This window comes from Dethiosulfovibrio peptidovorans DSM 11002, from assembly GCF_000172975.1.
GTDB lineage: Bacteria > Synergistota > Synergistia > Synergistales > Dethiosulfovibrionaceae > Dethiosulfovibrio > Dethiosulfovibrio peptidovorans.
Map to the genome: position 1 here is coordinate 437,907 of NZ_ABTR02000001.1, position 15,374 is coordinate 453,280.

A 15,374-nucleotide genomic window follows, 5' to 3' on the forward strand; every position below is an offset into this window, starting at 1 on the left:
GACCCTGGCCTCCAATCGTCATTGATAGTAAAAAAAATGGCAGGCCCGGAAGGACTCGAACCTTCAACCCCCGGATTTGGAGTCCGGTGCTCTGCCAATTCGAGCTACGGACCTGCGCCAAGAACGTATTTTACACTACTTGGTCTCTTTATGCAAGGTGTGTTTTTTGCAGAACTTACAGTACTTGCTCAGCTCCAACTTACCGCTCATGTTCTTCTTGTTCACGGAGCTGATGTAGTTCCGCCTTTTACACTCGGTGCACTGAAGGCCGATCTGATCCGCCATATTTCTCACTCCCTTAAGAGAGGTCGGCCCCCACCGTCAAGCCAGCAGGGGCGGACCGAACGTTTTATTTTTTACTCGAGAATCTCGGTGACGACGCCGGCACCTACGGTGTGGCCGCCCTCACGAATAGCGAAGCGAAGACCGGTGTCCATGGCGATCGGGTGGATAAGCTCCACCTTGAAGGTGGCGTTGTCTCCGGGCATCACCATCTCCACTCCCTCGGGAAGCTCGATGGCTCCGGTTATGTCGGTGGTACGGAAGTAGAACTGGGGCTTGTAGCCCTTGAAGAAAGGCGTATGACGTCCGCCCTCTTCCTTCTTCAGAACGTAGACCTCCGCCTTGAACTTGGTGTGAGGCTTGATCGATCCCGGCTTGGACAGTACCTGTCCACGCTCGACGTCGTCCTTGCCGGTTCCACGAAGGAGAACCCCAACGTTGTCTCCTGCAAGAGCCTCGTCCAGGATCTTACGGAACATCTCAAGGGAGGTCGCCACGGTCTTCTGGGTGTCCTTGATTCCGACTATCTCAACCTCGTCGCCGGAATGGATGACTCCCTGCTCCACCCTTCCGGTTACGACTGTGCCGCGACCGGTGATGGTGAAGACGTCCTCGATGGGCATGAGGAAGGGCTTGTCGGTCTCACGAACGGGATCGGGGAAGTAGTCGTCACAGGCCTGCATGAGCGCCCAAATGTCCTTGCTCCACTCGCTCTCCCTGCCGCCGTCGCTCTCCTCGAGAACCTTCAGGGCGGAACCCCTGACTATCGGCACCTCGTCTCCGGGGAACTCGTATTTATCCAGAAGCTCCCTGATCTCCATCTCGACAAGATCCAGAAGCTCGTCGTCGTCCACCATGTCGACCTTGTTCATGAAGACCACAAGGGCCGGAACGTTCACCTGACGGGCGAGAAGAACGTGCTCCCTCGTCTGAGGCATCGGACCGTCCGCGGCGGAAACCACCAAAATGGCTCCGTCCATCTGGGCCGCTCCGGTGATCATGTTCTTGATGTAGTCGGCGTGTCCGGGACAGTCGATGTGAGCATAATGACGCTTGTCCGTCTGATACTCGATGTGAGCGATGTTGATCGTTATTCCGCGCTCTCTCTCCTCAGGGGCCTTGTCGATATCCTCGAATTTGGTGAAATCCGAATAGCCCTCGGTTGAAAGCGATTTCGAGATAGCCGCCGTCAAGGTCGTCTTCCCGTGGTCGATGTGACCGATGGTCCCTATGTTCAGATGCGGTTTTGTTCTTTCAAATTTCTCTTTTGCCATGGTAGTAAGACCTCCCCATTTACTTAAGTGCGCCCCTAGAGGGACGTGCTTTATTTTCCATCCAGCATATGAGATTGTACCATACCTTCGAGATTATCCTATACTGTAACGGCCAAAAAATACGGCCGACAGTCGGCCGCAACCGGTTATGAACGGCCCTAATGCGAAAAGATACGATATAACTGACCATGATGTCAAGGGGGATAGAAAAAACAAGGGGCTCGGATAAAAATCCAAGCCCCTGGAACCTCTGGAGCCGACTCCCGGACTCGAACCGGGGACCCCATCCTTACCATGGATGTGCTCTACCTACTGAGCTAAGTCGGCATCAAAAAATTAAATGGTGGTAGCGGGTGGATTCGAACCACCGTAGGCGAAAGCCGGCAGATTTACAGTCTGCTGCCTTTGACCACTCGGCCACACTACCACGTAATTGGTATCTGGAGCCGGCAACCAGACTCGAACTGGTGACCTGCTGATTACAAATCAGCTGCTCTACCAACTGAGCTACGCCGGCCTGCGACAAGAACGTATTATACAGGGAAATGAGATTATGTCAACTCTCCTCTTCTTCCTCGATCTCGTCTTTTTGAGCTTCTTCGGTTTTCAGGACAAACTTCTCCGAAGCCCCCGTGGCGTACTCCAGGTCGGATTTCGCAGTGTATGTATCGTAGACCGCATCCACCAGCTGAGTCCTGGCGTTCGACAGAGCCACCCTGGCGTCAAGCACGTCTATATTGGTCCCTACGTTGGCGGTGTAACGTTTGAGGGCCATTCTGTAATCCTCTTCCGCACTGGCCACCTGATCCTGGGCGACCTCTATCCTCTGAAGGGCCGACTCGAGGTTGAGCTTGCCCGATGATATCTCCAGGACTATCTGCTTCTTGAGATCCTCTATGGAATAGAGAAGCTCCTGTGCCGAGGCCTTAGCCTGGCGCTCCTGAGCGACGCTGGCCCCTCCATCGTAAAACTCCCATGTAGCGGAAAGGGTTACCTTCCAATCGTCGTTTCCACCGGGGAAGAAACTATCGTCCACGTTCTGAAGCTGGCCTTGAAGGGCCACCTGAGGGCCTCTGGAGCCCGCCGCGGCCCTCGCCAGGGAAAGGGCAGATCTGCGCGAATACTCCAACGAGGCCAATTCGGGCCTATGGACCATGGCGGATGCGACGGGATCCTCCGGAACGGAACGATCCGAAACAGACGTCTCGGGCTCGGAAAGGAGGAAAACATCCCTCAGAGAAGTTCCAACCGCCCTCTCCAAAGCCCTCCACCCAACATCCACGGCGTTCTCCGCCTTTATGACGTTGAGTTTTCCGTCCGAAACGTCCACCTGAACCCTGAGCACCTGATCCTTGGCGACCACACCGTATTTATAGAAAGACTCGACCTGTGATAGATGTTCCCTGGCCAATTCCAGAGACTCCTGAGCGACGGTCAGCTTGGCTCTGTATCTTTGAAGATCGTAATATGCTTTTTTGACGCCGTTCTCCACAGTCTGGCCGGTTCTAACCGACTGGGCCTCTACGCCGGAAAAGGCCAGCTCCCTGGAGCGTACCGTGTTGGACACGGAACCGCTGCTATAGAGAAGCCAGTTCAATGTAAGGGCAGCCTGATAGGCGTTCCGATAACCTGCCATGGCCTCTCCGCTTCCCAAGTAGTTGTCGTTCTTGTCATAAACAGGGACAGGATATGTCGTAGCATCCTTTGAGAACTGGGCCGCAAGAGACGCCCCCAGGTGGGGCAGTTTGGCGGCCTCCGCCTCGTTTATTCTCTGTCTGGCCTGCTCCTCTTTGGCGGAGGAAGCCATGATGGTGGGATTGTTGTCATATGCGAGCTGCAACGCCTGATCCACCGTCAGAATCTCCTGACCCCAAGCTGGAATCGTCACCGCCGTCAGGGCGACGACCACCAGTCCTAATACTCTAACTCTGTGTTTTAAGGACATACGTTCTATCTCCCTTCGCTCCAGGATCAGGTTTTAAGAACCGCCCGAGCTATCTCAAAATACACCACCAGGCCAAACACGTCCACTATGGTCGTTATGAATGGACCGGACATTATCGCAGGATCAAGTTTAAGAGCCCTTGCTATAAGTGGAAGAACTGTCCCGGCAAGATTTCCCATCAAGACTACCGCCACGATGGCGAACGTAAGGGTCATACTGACCCCAAGCCCGGTACCCAGCATCCAGGCCCTGGCAAATCCCAAGACCGCCAAAGCCCCACCTAGAAGGAGTCCCGACAGCGTCTCTCTAAACAAGATACGCCCTATATCCTTCCACTCTATATCTCCAACGGTCATTCCTCTGATCATCAAGGTAGACGCCTGCGTGCCGGCATTTCCTCCCGTTCCTATAAGCAGGGGAATGAAAAAGGTCAGAGAAACCACGCTCTGGATAGTGAAAGAATAATGCTTCAAAACCGAGGATGTGAAGGCCTCGGTCATTATGCATATAACCAGCCAGAAAAAACGCTTTCTAACCATGGTGAAGAGGTTGACGTCCAGATAGCTGTCCTCCACCGGCTGAATACCTGCCATCCTCTCGAAATCCTCCGTGGCCTCCTCCTCCAGGATATCCAGGACGTCGTCGAAGGTGACTATACCAACCAGACGGTCCTCCTTGTCCGTAACCGGTATAGTGTGAAGATCGTACCGGGACATAATCCTGGCAACTTCCTCCTGATCAGAGGTCGTCAGGGTGAAGACCGGATCGTCGTCCATTATGGCCTCCACCTTGGTGTGAGGCTCTGCCATGATGAGATCCTCCAGCTCGACGACTCCCTGGAGATGTCTGGCCTCGTCTATAACGAAACAGGTGTAGATGGTCTCCTTTTTTCTGGCTATGGAGCGGATCCTCGAGACCGCCTCCTCGGCGGTCATATTGCCCTTTAGATCTATGAATTCCGGCGTCATTATCCTGCCAGCCGAATAGTCCGGATAGTTGAGGAGCTTGTTGGCCAGCTTCCTCTCCTCCGGTGAGAGCTGAAGCAGGAGTTTTTTGACAGTCTTCGCTGGCAATTCATCCAGAAGTTCCGTCCTGTCGTCGTCGGACATCTCCTCTATGATCTCCGCCACCTCTTTATCAGTGACGTGTTCGATCAGCCTCTGTTGCTCGTCAGACCCCATGAGCTCAAAGACCTCTATGGCCTGGTCTTTCGATAAAAGTCTAAAATAAAATACCATTCGAGCGGGAGACAGAACCTCCAGCCCTTCGGCAATATCGGCCGGCTCCATGGACGACAGTTCTTCCTTGGCCTTAAGGAAGGCACGTTCCTCCAGGAACGACTCTATGAGAGGAAAGTCCTCTTCGAAGCGGTTCTTTCCGGTCATTGCGATCGCCTCCTTCGAGACGTCTAGGACGTCGACCCCAAAGGCGGCAATCCGACATCAGGGACGTCTCTTGTTATGTATGTGAATCCGTTTCGACGGTGGTCCTAAAGGGACCGCTCCCTGATCCATGGTCATCCCCTTCCTCGTAATTGCGTTAGACTTTAAAAACGGACCTAGTCTATGATAACCCTCGGTCTTTTCTAAGGTCAACATCGCTGCATGTTCGATCTCTTCTGTCTTTAGCTTCGTAAAGCAGCCCTTCTACCCTATTTAATAGGCTCTCTATCGTGTCACCGGCAGAAAAGGAGGAGATCCCCATGCTGACGGTGATGCTTACTCCATCGAAATCGGTTTCAGAGATCGTTTTCCAGAAAGCCCGGGCCTCCTCTATCGCCTTTTCGATATCCATATCGGGCAAAAGAATGATAAATTCGTCTCCTCCATAACGCCCCTCAAAACCGACTCCGCTACGATCTTTCATCAGCTCCCCGATCCTGGAGAGTACTTTATCGCCGAAAAGATGGCCCATGACGTCGTTAACTTCCTTGAACTTATCGAGGTCGAAAAGGATGATCCCGAAGGTTCCGCCGTCCTCATAACATCTCGCTATCTCCCGAGCCAGAAGATCCATTATCCTACGACGGTTGAAAATCCCTGTAAGCTCATCAACGTTGGCCTGGACGAAGAGAGCTTCATTGGCCCGTTTCAGTTTTTCTTCCGCTTTTTTTCTAAGCTCCAATTCTCGGCCCAATCTCAGAGCTCCCTCTTTGAGATCGTCGATATTCCTCTTGAGACGTCGGACCATTTTATTGACGCTTTTCTCCAGACGTCTAAGCTCCACCATGGCACCGGTCTCTATCCTATGATCGAGGTCTCCCGAAGCGATGATCTCCAGGTCCTCCAGTATAACGTTCACCTGACAGGAGAGATATCTGTAAAGAGCGAAGACCCCCAAAACTGATATGGAGAAGGCCACTATGACCGACGCAACGCATTCCCTGAGTTTGATAGCTATATCCCTGTGAAGGGACTCCATGGACGAAACCATAAGAAGCACCATGTTGAGATTCTTCCCCGAAGCTGAAGCCTTGTTATTGAAATCAACATAGGTGAATCTAAGAAGGAGATCGTCGGGAGTATTTATGTCTATATCGCTTTCGCTTCTGAAGACCGAGGAGATAGTATTTCGGATCAACTCCGAGTCCAGCCCCATTTGATCCAGTTGTACCTCGACATCCAGCTTCTCCGCTCCCAGAAAGCGAAAGGATCTATTGATGAAAGCCACGAACTTCAGGTCGGGATCCTCTTCGGAAGCCCTATTCAACACGGTCTCGAACGAAAATGTATCGTCTCCAAGCTCGTAGCTTCTCTCGCCTGCGACGCCTAAATCCAGAAGATACCTGCCGTCGGAAGTAGGGTAGTATCCATATTTGAAGACCTGCTCGGGAGAGCTCAACTTACGGCTCCATGGATCGACCCTAGGTTCCTTCATCTCGAACATGGCCATGATCTGTTTATAGAAGGGCGGCCAGTTCTTGAAATCCAAACCTACGGTAGCTCCTCCGACCCCCTTGATCATGACTCCATCTCTATCTATAAGCCCCAGACTTACGGAGGACACGGAGCGTCCCAAAACGTAGGAAACGGCCTCTCTTATCTCCTGGAGATCCAATCTTTCCGGGTCCATACCGGAGGAGACGTAGTGCTCACCGTACTTACGAAGAGCCATCCTTATGGAGCCGTCTACCACCTGATCTTTTAGAAACAGGCCGGTGCTGACGAGCCTAGCCTGTTCTATCAGATTTTTTTCCTGAACATCGCATACGAAGCCGAATCGCTCCCGTCTGTAACTGCTGTATTCGATGTAAGACCTGCCGAAATAAAGCACCACTGCGACAAGAGATAAGAAAGTAGCGATCAGGAGGAGACGAAACAGGAAAGAGCCTTTGCGTCTATCGTATTTCATGCCCTCTCCCCTTCCATAATCGTATGAACCTATACCGATCAAGTTTATCACTACACCGAAAGGAAGCTCAAGACAAAAAAAGGAGCCGATGAAAATCGGCTCCACAGAAATATATCTTGTAATTTAACGCTTGGAGAACTGGTACTTCGCGCGGGCGCCCTTCTGGCCGTACTTTTTACGCTCGACCATACGGGAATCCCTGCAGAGCATCCCGGCCTTCTTGAGTATTGGCCTGAGCTCGGGGTTCATCTTTATGAGGGCTCTCGCGATGCCGAGCCTCACAGCTCCGGCCTGACCGGTCAAACCGCCGCCGTGAGCGTTGACGAAAACGTCCACTTTTCCCTCGATACCCGCCGTCTTGAGGGGTTCGAGGGCCTGAGCCATCCAACAGAGTCTGGGGAAGTACTCTTCCACCTCTCTGTCGTTTATCCTGACGGTTCCCTCGCCGGAAGCGATACGAACCCTAGCGATAGCGTTCTTACGCCTACCGGTCCCCCAGGTGAATGAAGTCTGCATATTCAATCTCCCTCCATATCACAAACTAAATTTCCATCTCCGCGGGCTTCTGAGCCGCGTGGGGATGATTGGGTCCGGCGTACACCTTGAGCTTGCGGCTCAACTGAAGCTTGTTCCTCGGGACCATGCCCTTGACCACTTTCTCGATCAGGCGCTCCGGATGCTTCGCAAGAATCTCGCCGTAGGTGGTCTCCTTGAGACCGCCGGGATAACCGGAATGGCGATAGACTTTTTTATCGACCTTACGTCCTGTAAGTTTTACCTTTTCGGCGTTTACGACTATCACGAAATCGCCGGTGTCGACGTGAGGCGTATAGGTGGGCTTGTGCTTGCCCATGAGAACCATGGCTATTTGGGCGGCAAGACGTCCGAGAGGTTTATCGGTGGCGTCTACGACGTACCAGCCACGCTGGAAGGCGCCCTTTTTTGCCATGAAGGTGCGGTGGTCGCTCATTACCAACACTCTCCTTATAGTTGTAGATATCCTGTTTATCTTATCGAATTTTATGTTCCGTCATTCCTCTTCCGAGAGAATCGCTCAGGGTTCTGGGGAACCACGTCGATAACGGGTCGATGGTCTATCTCAGGGGGGCTGTGGCGGCCCTATCGTTACCCGGCCTCGAAGGCGCTCTTTCGGAGGGAAAACTTAATCTATAAAATTGACCCTTTGAGTTCTGAAGCTTATAGAACTCTCTTGAGTCTTGGGTTATCTATTATACCAGGAAGTCGACCTCTCTTGGCGATAGGGACCCCGTCTACCTCTTTGATGTCCATTGTCATGTCCATAGGAGAGGGATTGGAGATATAGCTCCCCACCCCAAAAGAGTCCACCCCCGCCTGGGAGAGAACCCTTATTCTGTCCGGATTGAGTCCACCGGAGGCAACGATGGAGACCTCGGGAAATCCCGCCTTGTCCAGCCTCCATCTGAGCTCTTTTACTAGCTCAGGGGTGACTCCGCCTCTCTCTCCCGGGGTGTCCAGACGAACCCCGGAAAGCCGTCCTTCCAGGGCCTTAGCGACCCTTAGGGCTTCCTCTGTCTCGTCCTTGAATGTATCGACCAACACAAGCCTAGGCTCCTCGGAAGAAAGGGTTCCATCGTACAGTTTAGCCAACTTAACGGTATCTCCCGCTATGAGTATGGCGGCGTGGGGCACGGTTCCGGAGGGCTCCATACCGGCCAGTTTAGCTCCCAGTATGCAGCTGGCTGCCTTACAGCCCCCTACAGTGACCGCGACCTTCTCCATCACAGGAGCAACTGCCGGGTGGACATGCCTGGCTCCAAAACAGAGCACCGGTTTCCCCTCGGCGGCATCGACGCATTCCCTGGCTGCGGTAGCCCAGGCGGTGGAGCTGGCCAACATTCCGAGGTAGACCGTCTCCAACATCCCGAAAGAACCATAGGAACCGTGAACTCTAACGAGAACCTCCCTAGAATCGAAGGCATCCCCCTCTTCCAGAGCGTAGATCTCCAGACGCTGCCCATCCAGAAGCCGCAACATCTCCGAAAGCCCGGCAAAGATACCGGGTTTTCTGGTAAAGATCTCCGCGACAACCGGGGTGTTCAACATTCCTCCGGCCGCAAGGACATCTCTGGTTTTGACGAAGTAGATGTCAGTGGTCTCTCCCTTTAGTATCTCCTCGTGGGTCGCGCTGGCCAATCTATTCCTGTTTACGGAAAGATCGGCTACGTCCCGGAGCCGGGATATGCCCCGATCGCCCATATCCCGGGGACCTAGAGTACAACCAATGCGACCGAGGTCACCATGAAGAGAGTAGTGACGACCACGGTGATTTTAGTCAATCCGGTGAAACGTTGCCACTGGTTGGACCCCATGTCGGCCTGACTGCCGCCTCCGAAGATCCCGCCGAATCCGCCCTGTTTTCTGTGCTGCATCAAAACGACCGCCATAAGCACAAGGCAGAGTAATATGTGGACGATAGCCAATGTGGTTTTCATCCTCTGCACCTCCCGATAGGTTGAAAATCCCAGGTCATAGCCGGGTTATTGTACCATATTTTCGGCCGAAGCAAGCCACTTTAAAAAACTCGCACTCGCTTTTGCTCTATGAGATATGCGAGCCTTTATCGATGGGTCCAGCTCGCCGAAGGTCATATCGTAGCCTTCCGGAACGAATATGGGGTCGTAGCCGAAACCGTTGAAACCCCGGGGCTCCTGGGCGACGATGCCGTAACAGTGCCCCTCTACCGACCATAGTTTGCCGTCGGGGAAGGCCAAGACTAGAGCAGCGGTATATCTGGCACCTCTGTCAGATTTGCCCTGAAGGGACTTCAAGAGCCAGTTACGACAGCCTTCGTCGTCCGAGGCTACCCTGGCGGAATATATGCCCGGTCTCCCGTCAAGGGCGTTCACCTCTATGCCACTATCGTCGGCAAGAGCGGGGAATCCGGTTTCCTCAGCCCATGATCTGGCCTTCAACGAGGCGTTCTCAAGAAAGGAAGTGCCGGTTTCCTCGACGTCAAGCGACGAGATGTCCCTTCCGAAAATTAGCTCGACTTCGAGAGGTGCCAGAAGATCCCGAAACTCCTCGAACTTATGCCTGTTTCCGCTGGCTATTACCATCTTACGAAGACGCAATCGCTTCCATCTCCTCTCCGTCCATCTCCAGAGCCCTCTCCTGAAGGACTATCAACTCTTCAACCGATCTAAACGCCAGGTCCAGCATGCCGTTCATCTCATCCCGAGAAAAGGTATCCTTCTCACCGGTACCCTGTATCTCTATAAGACGTCCTAGACCGTCCATAACAACGTTCATGTCGACCTCTGCACGGCTGTCCTCGTCGTAACACAGATCGGTCAGGAGTTTTCCGGAAATTTTTCCTACGCTTACGGCAGCTACGTAGGATCGGAGAGGAATCGACTTTAACTTGCCGATTCTCCACAGATGACGCAGAGCGTCAACCAAGGCCACGAAACCTCCGGTAACGGCAGCGGATCTAGTGCCTCCGTCGGCCTGGAGGACGTCGCAATCTATCCATATAGTTCTCTCTCCCAGCGACTCCATATCGACTGCTGCCCTTAAGGACCGTCCAACTAATCTCTGGATCTCGCTGCTTCTGCCGTTCAACTTCCCCCTGGAGATATCCCTCGGCACCCGAGTGGAGGTCGATCTGGGCAGCAGAGAATATTCCGCCGTGACCCATCCCCTATCGGACCCCCTCAAAAAAGGGGGAACCTTTTCCTCTACCGAAGCGGTACACAGCACCTTTGTCTTTCCGAAGGAGACAAGGCAGGATCCCTCGGCATAACAGGAGAAGCCTCTCTGGAAGGAGACCTTCCTCATATCGTAGCCGGATCTTCCGTCCGCCCTGCTCTCCCAAACGCAGTTTTTCGCCATTATCAAAGCCTCTCGATCGCCTTACGAAATCAACCCTTCCGTCTGAGCTCCCACGGCATAGACAGTGGGACCTCTCCGGCGGATTTCTCTATTTTACCTTCAACCATGAACTGAACTCTCGTAACAGGCATGAAGTTCTCTACCACCGAACGGACTATGCCGGTCATGAGCAGGTTTCCCTCAGAGGCTGACATCTTAGAAAGAGTTATCTCAAATGGATCATTAAAATCCATGAAGAGCGTCTCTCCATCCCTGAAGACGTGAAGCAACTCCACGTCCGAGGCCAACACCTTTTTATCGACCAGCCCATCCAGAAGGGCGTTTACGACCTTAGACAGGTCGTCCTCCATGAGTCCGGAAACTATCTTGACCTCTCTTTTGGCCAAGCCGCCCTTGCCGTCCGGCACATATATGGGAAAGGCCACGTGACGTCCCATATCGACCAAGGTCTGTACGCCATCTCCGGAGGAGGAATCCAGCAGCTGCTCCGCCTGCTCCCTGGAAGCCACCACATCGGGCTGTCCTCCCATTCCTCGGCCGTCAAGATAGTTCAAGAGCCACCCCGAGGAAAGATAGCCCAGACAGAAGAAGATGGAAGCGACGGCCCCCCAGGCTATAAGACGGACTACCCATTTTACTATTTCACCGGAGCTTTCACGGTCCCTGTCCACTCGACTCCTTCGGCTAGAGCGGCGAACTCTATCGTCGTCTCTCATAAAACAGACCCCTTTCATTTCAGATATGCCGCTATTCCCTTGGCCATAGCCTTGGCCAACTTTTCCTGATAGGAGGGATTGGCCAGAAGCCTGGCTTCCGATTTTTCCGATATAAATCCAGTTTCGAGCAACACGGCAGGCATAGCCGCACCTCTGAGAACGTAAAAAGGAGCCTGAGCGACCCGTCTCATAGGCAACCCTCCGCTTTTACCCGAGGAGAAAAGGGCCTCGGCAAAGCTGGTGCTCTCCTGAATCTTGTTGTTCTGTTGCATATCGCCAAGAATGCTCAGCAAAATATCGGTCTTGTCTCCTCCGTTACCGTTTGATCCGTTGACGATCTCGGCGTTTTCTATCTTTGCCAGGGCCATTGCGTCTTTGTCGGTGGGGAGAGCCATGATATATATCTCTACCCCCTTGGCATGGCGCCCCTTGGGCAGAGCGTTCAGGTGTACGCTTACGAAGGCATCGGCATCCCACCGGTTTGCAAGGGTGGTCCTGGTATTGAGCTTCAGGTACCTATCGTCATCCCTTGTCAGCCTGGCATCCATTCCCAATGCCCTGACGTGAGAGGCCAGCCTCTTGGCTATCTGAAGGGCAATGATCTTTTCTCTGTATCCGTTTGCGACTGCGCCTGGATCCTTCCCTCCGTGCCCCGCATCTATGACCACCAAGGGTTTCCCCTTACGGGCCGGCTTTTTGTGGGGAATCGGAGCCGGTTTCGGACTGGCCAGCACCGGTTTTTCCGGTGCCACCGAGGAGGAGGGGCGCATGAAATCGATCACCAGACGCCTGGGAGAATCCAACTCGAAGGACTTACTGACCCATCCGGAGGCCACGGCAGACAGACGCCATCGCCCTTCGGAACTGACGGTTTTAATCGATATAGAGGGATCGGGAGAAACAGTCGCTACCCTGCCGTCGGTCTCTATCTCAACCCCTCCGGGAACGTCTCTGTAGCTGAGTTTTCCAGAGTATTCCAAGACCATCCTGATCCGATCCGTGTGATTTCCCCATCTGACGGAGACGTTCTCCGCGGTGTCAACAACTTTATCGGACGGACGAGGCTTCGGTGCAACTGGTTTTACCGCCACAGGGCGAGGCTCTTCCTCGGACGGAGCAGGGCTGCCGTCTCCAACGCCGTTCCATTTAAGCCGTACCTTCTCGCCGGATTTTACAAGGAGCTTTTCCATAACCAACAAAGCCGACTCCGAATCCATCCACCATCTCTGATCAGCCAGAAAAGCCTTTCGACGAAGCGGTATTATCTCGTATCCGAGCCATACGGCGGCGGCGTTCGGAACCACCTGGATGCTGGCCGAGCCCTTTCTGACGAGCAGGCCGTCGTTGAGGGTCTTAGGATAGCATCCCAATTGGCGAGCCATCTCTCCTATGGACACGAACACGTCGGCCTCCTGCTCTCTGACGGGGATATCCCCTACGGCATTACCGTTTTCAGAGAGAAGCCACCCAGCCCAGGCGTTTCCAGGCAAAAGAAAGACACACAGGACCGTGATCAGTATTTTAGGACCCGGCCAACGTGACATCTCTTACCACCAGAGAAGGAGAACCTACGTCTCCGAAAAAGGTGAGATCCTTCCCTACCGAGGAAACCTTCATCAAGAGATCGATAAGATTGCCCGCTACAGTTACCCCAGAGACGGGGCCCTGCAGCCCCCCCGACTCTATGGCCGAGCCCTTCGCCCCGAGAGAGAACTCCCCCGTCACGGAGTTGACGGTATGGAGGCCCATGAACTCGGAAACGTAAAGCCCTTTCGAGACCAGGGGAATCAAGGAGGAGGGGGAGGAAAAGTCCGGCTCCAGATACATGTTCGATAAATCCACGTCCGGAACTGTAGCCACCCCTCGGAAACCATTCCCTGTAGAGGAAACTCCTGCCTTCTTGGCATATTCCAAGCTGTAGAGAAAGGACTCCAACCGTCCCTCCCTCAAGAGCGAGGTTTTTTCGCAGGGGACACCCTCTCCATCCGCTGCGGACGATCCTATGCCTCTGACGAGCCTTCCGTCGTCCACCAGATTAAGACAGGAGGCTCCCACCTTGGACCCGAGTCTATCTCTCAAAAGAGATCGATTCTTCTGTACCGAAGAGGCAAAAAACATATCCGAAATGGCATACAGGATGGAAGAGGCTGCATCGGGAGACAGAACGAGATCGTACACCCCAGTCGGAAGAGGTTTTCCCCCTAGGGTGCGAACCGATTCAGAGACGGCACGATCGGCTATATAAAGATGATCCAGATCCTCAAGGTGCCTCTTCTCGTCTCCGAATCCCCCCATCTCCATTGAATCTCCGTCCTCCGTAACGAGGGACATACCGGCGGACACGATGGTTCCCCTATGCCACCTAGAGACACCGAAGGAGTTGGCGTAGAATGATTCGCCGTATCCATCGCTCCACGACGAACTACGGACCGACAGAATCCTACCATCGATGTCGGAAGCCCTGTTATGCATCTCCAGACACCTCTGAAGACGATCATCCCTGGCAAGAGAGGGAATTTCCTCATCCCATAGATCCAGATCGGACTCGTCAGGATCAGGCTGTTTCCTGGACATATCCACCGAATCGTTGGGCTCTCCCAGGGAGCAGTTGGATAGAGCCCACGAGATCATCTGGGATATACCGTCGGGATCAAGGGAGTTCACGCTGGCAAGCCCCTGTGCACCTCTCGAATCCACCACCCTGAGGCCTATACCTCCGGACTGGGAACTTCTGATGTTCTCCACCTTTCCATCCCTGAGAGAGACGGAACGGGAGACCGAATCGCCGTAGACAACGTCCGCCATGGCGGCTCCGCCTTCGATGGACCTCTCCACGACGGAAAAAGCGATTATCTCTACATCTTCCCTCTTCAGGCTCAAGAGTTACTAACCTCCTCCAGAATCACCTCTAAGCCACGGCGAAGATCCTTCTCGTCCATGTCGAGATGGGTAACCAGCCTTATGCGTCTGGGCTCCATAGCGTTGAGGAGGACGCCTTTATCGAGACATCTTCGGGAAAGTTCTTCGCTATCCGGGCCGGATTCGGGGAGATGGAAATATATCATGTTGGTCGCTCTGGTTCCCTCCGGCACGGACTCCACTGTAAGACCGGCGGAAGAGAGAAGCCCCTCCGCTATCGAGGCATTCTCATGGTCCTTTACGAGACGATCGACGTTTTTCTTTAACGCATAGATCCCGGCAGCGGCCATGAAACCTGCCTGTCGAAGCTCTCCGCCCACCATCTTTCTGGCGAACTTGGCCCTCGAGATAAACTCCTCCGACCCGCAAAGCAGAGCACCCATAGGGGCTCCCAACCCCTTGGAAAGACAGAACTGGACCGAATCCACCGAAGCAGTATACTCCTTCACGTCCACGTCCCATGCCGCTGCTGCGTTGAAAATTCTCGCTCCATCGAGATGGACTGCGAGTCCCATATCATGGCCCATCTCGACGGTCTTCTGAAACTCTACCGGTGAAACCGCAAGACCGCCTCTGTCGTTATGGGTGTTCTCCAGACACAGAAGGGACGGCTGGGCAAAATGGACGTTTCTGATCGGACAAGCGTCTTTGACGCTCTCCGGAGAGGGAACCCCGGCTTCGTCGTCCAACACGTAGGGCAATACCCCGGTTATAGCGGAAAAACCGCCGCCTTCGTACCTGTAAATATGGGCCTTGTCTCCTACTAGGATAGCCTCTCCCCTCCTACAATGGGTTAAGGTGGACACAATATTGCCCATTATCCCGGAGGACACGAATAAAGCTGCCTCCTGTCCTACGAGTTCCGCGGCCAAAGACTCCAATTCGTTGACCGACGGATCGTCGTCGTACCCGGCATCTCCGACCGACGCCTCGAAGATGACTTTTCGCATCTCATCGCCGGGACAGGTTACCGTATCGCTTCTAAAATCGACGATTTTCATCTGTGATCCTCCC

General features: G+C 53.7%; 15 protein-coding genes and 4 tRNA genes. All 19 read right to left on the reverse strand.

Annotation, left to right across the window (positions count from 1 at the left end; genetic code table 11):
• Window positions 1–37: 37 nt before the first annotated feature.
• A tRNA-Trp gene (locus DPEP_RS02310) sits at window positions 38–114 on the reverse strand.
• Between the two features lie 21 nt (window positions 115–135).
• The gene (gene rpmG, locus DPEP_RS02315; protein ID WP_005659223.1) at window positions 136–285 is read right to left on the reverse strand and encodes a 50S ribosomal protein L33; all 150 of its coding nucleotides are present in this window, start codon (window positions 283–285) and stop codon (window positions 136–138) included.
• 71 nt (window positions 286–356) lie between these two features.
• Window positions 357–1,556: an elongation factor Tu gene (gene tuf / locus DPEP_RS02320; protein WP_005659225.1), complete on the reverse strand. Its 1,200-nt coding sequence runs from the start codon at window positions 1,554–1,556 to the stop codon at window positions 357–359.
• Window positions 1,557–1,807: 251 nt separating this feature from the next.
• Window positions 1,808–1,883: transfer RNA gene (locus tag DPEP_RS02330), tRNA-Thr, on the reverse strand.
• 14 nt (window positions 1,884–1,897) lie between these two features.
• Window positions 1,898–1,983 (reverse strand) — tRNA-Tyr (locus tag DPEP_RS02335).
• A 14-nt stretch (window positions 1,984–1,997) separates the two neighbouring features.
• Window positions 1,998–2,073 (reverse strand) — tRNA-Thr (locus DPEP_RS02340).
• Window positions 2,074–2,112: 39 nt separating this feature from the next.
• Window positions 2,113–3,501 (reverse strand): TolC family protein, encoded by a 1,389-nt coding sequence (locus DPEP_RS02345; RefSeq protein ID WP_005659228.1) that lies wholly within the window; start codon window positions 3,499–3,501, stop codon window positions 2,113–2,115.
• Window positions 3,502–3,527: 26 nt separating this feature from the next.
• The gene (mgtE, locus tag DPEP_RS02350; protein ID WP_005659230.1) at window positions 3,528–4,886 is read right to left on the reverse strand and encodes a magnesium transporter; all 1,359 of its coding nucleotides are present in this window, start codon (window positions 4,884–4,886) and stop codon (window positions 3,528–3,530) included.
• Window positions 4,887–5,064: 178 nt separating this feature from the next.
• Window positions 5,065–6,852: a diguanylate cyclase gene (locus tag DPEP_RS02355; protein WP_005659232.1), complete on the reverse strand. Its 1,788-nt coding sequence runs from the start codon at window positions 6,850–6,852 to the stop codon at window positions 5,065–5,067.
• Window positions 6,853–6,975: 123 nt separating this feature from the next.
• Window positions 6,976–7,368 (reverse strand): 30S ribosomal protein S9, encoded by a 393-nt coding sequence (rpsI, locus tag DPEP_RS02360; protein WP_005659233.1) that lies wholly within the window; start codon window positions 7,366–7,368, stop codon window positions 6,976–6,978.
• A gap of 25 nt (window positions 7,369–7,393) precedes the next feature.
• Window positions 7,394–7,822 carry a 50S ribosomal protein L13 gene (gene rplM / locus DPEP_RS02365; RefSeq protein WP_005659235.1) on the reverse strand — a complete coding sequence of 143 codons (429 nt, stop codon included), beginning with the start codon at window positions 7,820–7,822 and terminating at the stop codon, window positions 7,394–7,396.
• A gap of 227 nt (window positions 7,823–8,049) precedes the next feature.
• Window positions 8,050–9,090: a nicotinate phosphoribosyltransferase gene (locus DPEP_RS02370; RefSeq protein WP_005659237.1), complete on the reverse strand. Its 1,041-nt coding sequence runs from the start codon at window positions 9,088–9,090 to the stop codon at window positions 8,050–8,052.
• Window positions 9,091–9,101: 11 nt separating this feature from the next.
• Window positions 9,102–9,326, reverse strand: a complete 225-nt coding sequence (gene secG, locus DPEP_RS02375) for a preprotein translocase subunit SecG (RefSeq protein ID WP_005659239.1) — start codon at window positions 9,324–9,326, stop codon at window positions 9,102–9,104.
• A 45-nt stretch (window positions 9,327–9,371) separates the two neighbouring features.
• The gene (rdgB, locus tag DPEP_RS02380; protein ID WP_005659241.1) at window positions 9,372–9,965 is read right to left on the reverse strand and encodes an RdgB/HAM1 family non-canonical purine NTP pyrophosphatase; all 594 of its coding nucleotides are present in this window, start codon (window positions 9,963–9,965) and stop codon (window positions 9,372–9,374) included.
• Window positions 9,952–10,725: a ribonuclease PH gene (gene rph, locus DPEP_RS02385; protein WP_005659243.1), complete on the reverse strand. Its 774-nt coding sequence runs from the start codon at window positions 10,723–10,725 to the stop codon at window positions 9,952–9,954. The genes rdgB and rph overlap by 14 nt, the downstream gene beginning before the upstream one ends.
• Window positions 10,726–10,754: 29 nt before the next feature.
• Window positions 10,755–11,441 (reverse strand): GerMN domain-containing protein, encoded by a 687-nt coding sequence (locus DPEP_RS02390; RefSeq protein WP_040382327.1) that lies wholly within the window; start codon window positions 11,439–11,441, stop codon window positions 10,755–10,757.
• A gap of 14 nt (window positions 11,442–11,455) precedes the next feature.
• Window positions 11,456–12,985, reverse strand: coding sequence for an N-acetylmuramoyl-L-alanine amidase family protein (locus DPEP_RS12605; RefSeq protein ID WP_005659247.1), 1,530 nt, complete (start codon window positions 12,983–12,985; stop codon window positions 11,456–11,458).
• Window positions 12,963–14,321 carry a TldD/PmbA family protein gene (locus tag DPEP_RS02400; RefSeq protein WP_005659248.1) on the reverse strand — a complete coding sequence of 453 codons (1,359 nt, stop codon included), beginning with the start codon at window positions 14,319–14,321 and terminating at the stop codon, window positions 12,963–12,965. Before DPEP_RS02400 ends, DPEP_RS12605 begins: the two co-directional genes overlap by 23 nt.
• On the reverse strand, window positions 14,318–15,361 hold the full coding sequence (locus DPEP_RS02405) for a threonine aldolase family protein (protein WP_005659250.1): 1,044 nt from the start codon (window positions 15,359–15,361) through the stop codon (window positions 14,318–14,320). Before DPEP_RS02405 ends, DPEP_RS02400 begins: the two co-directional genes overlap by 4 nt.
• Between the last annotated feature and the right edge of the window lie 13 nt (window positions 15,362–15,374).

Coding starts and splice junctions, on each gene's coding strand:
- DPEP_RS02355 (WP_005659232.1), bottom strand. CDS start 6,852: ATGAAATACGATAGACGCAAAGGCTCTTTCCTGTTTCGTCTCCTCCTG.
- rplM (WP_005659235.1), bottom strand. CDS start 7,822: ATGAGCGACCACCGCACCTTCATGGCAAAAAAGGGCGCCTTCCAGCGT.
- mgtE (WP_005659230.1), bottom strand. CDS start 4,886: ATGACCGGAAAGAACCGCTTCGAAGAGGACTTTCCTCTCATAGAGTCG.
- DPEP_RS02405 (WP_005659250.1), bottom strand. CDS start 15,361: ATGAAAATCGTCGATTTTAGAAGCGATACGGTAACCTGTCCCGGCGAT.
- secG (WP_005659239.1), bottom strand. CDS start 9,326: ATGAAAACCACATTGGCTATCGTCCACATATTACTCTGCCTTGTGCTT.
- tuf (WP_005659225.1), bottom strand. CDS start 1,556: ATGGCAAAAGAGAAATTTGAAAGAACAAAACCGCATCTGAACATAGGG.
- DPEP_RS02345 (WP_005659228.1), bottom strand. CDS start 3,501: ATGTCCTTAAAACACAGAGTTAGAGTATTAGGACTGGTGGTCGTCGCC.
- DPEP_RS02390 (WP_040382327.1), bottom strand. CDS start 11,441: ATGAGAGACGACGATAGAGTTCGCCGCTCTAGCCGAAGGAGTCGAGTG.
- rph (WP_005659243.1), bottom strand. CDS start 10,725: ATGGCGAAAAACTGCGTTTGGGAGAGCAGGGCGGACGGAAGATCCGGC.
- rpmG (WP_005659223.1), bottom strand. CDS start 285: ATGGCGGATCAGATCGGCCTTCAGTGCACCGAGTGTAAAAGGCGGAAC.
- rpsI (WP_005659233.1), bottom strand. CDS start 7,368: ATGCAGACTTCATTCACCTGGGGGACCGGTAGGCGTAAGAACGCTATC.
- DPEP_RS12605 (WP_005659247.1), bottom strand. CDS start 12,985: ATGTCACGTTGGCCGGGTCCTAAAATACTGATCACGGTCCTGTGTGTC.
- DPEP_RS02370 (WP_005659237.1), bottom strand. CDS start 9,090: ATGGGCGATCGGGGCATATCCCGGCTCCGGGACGTAGCCGATCTTTCC.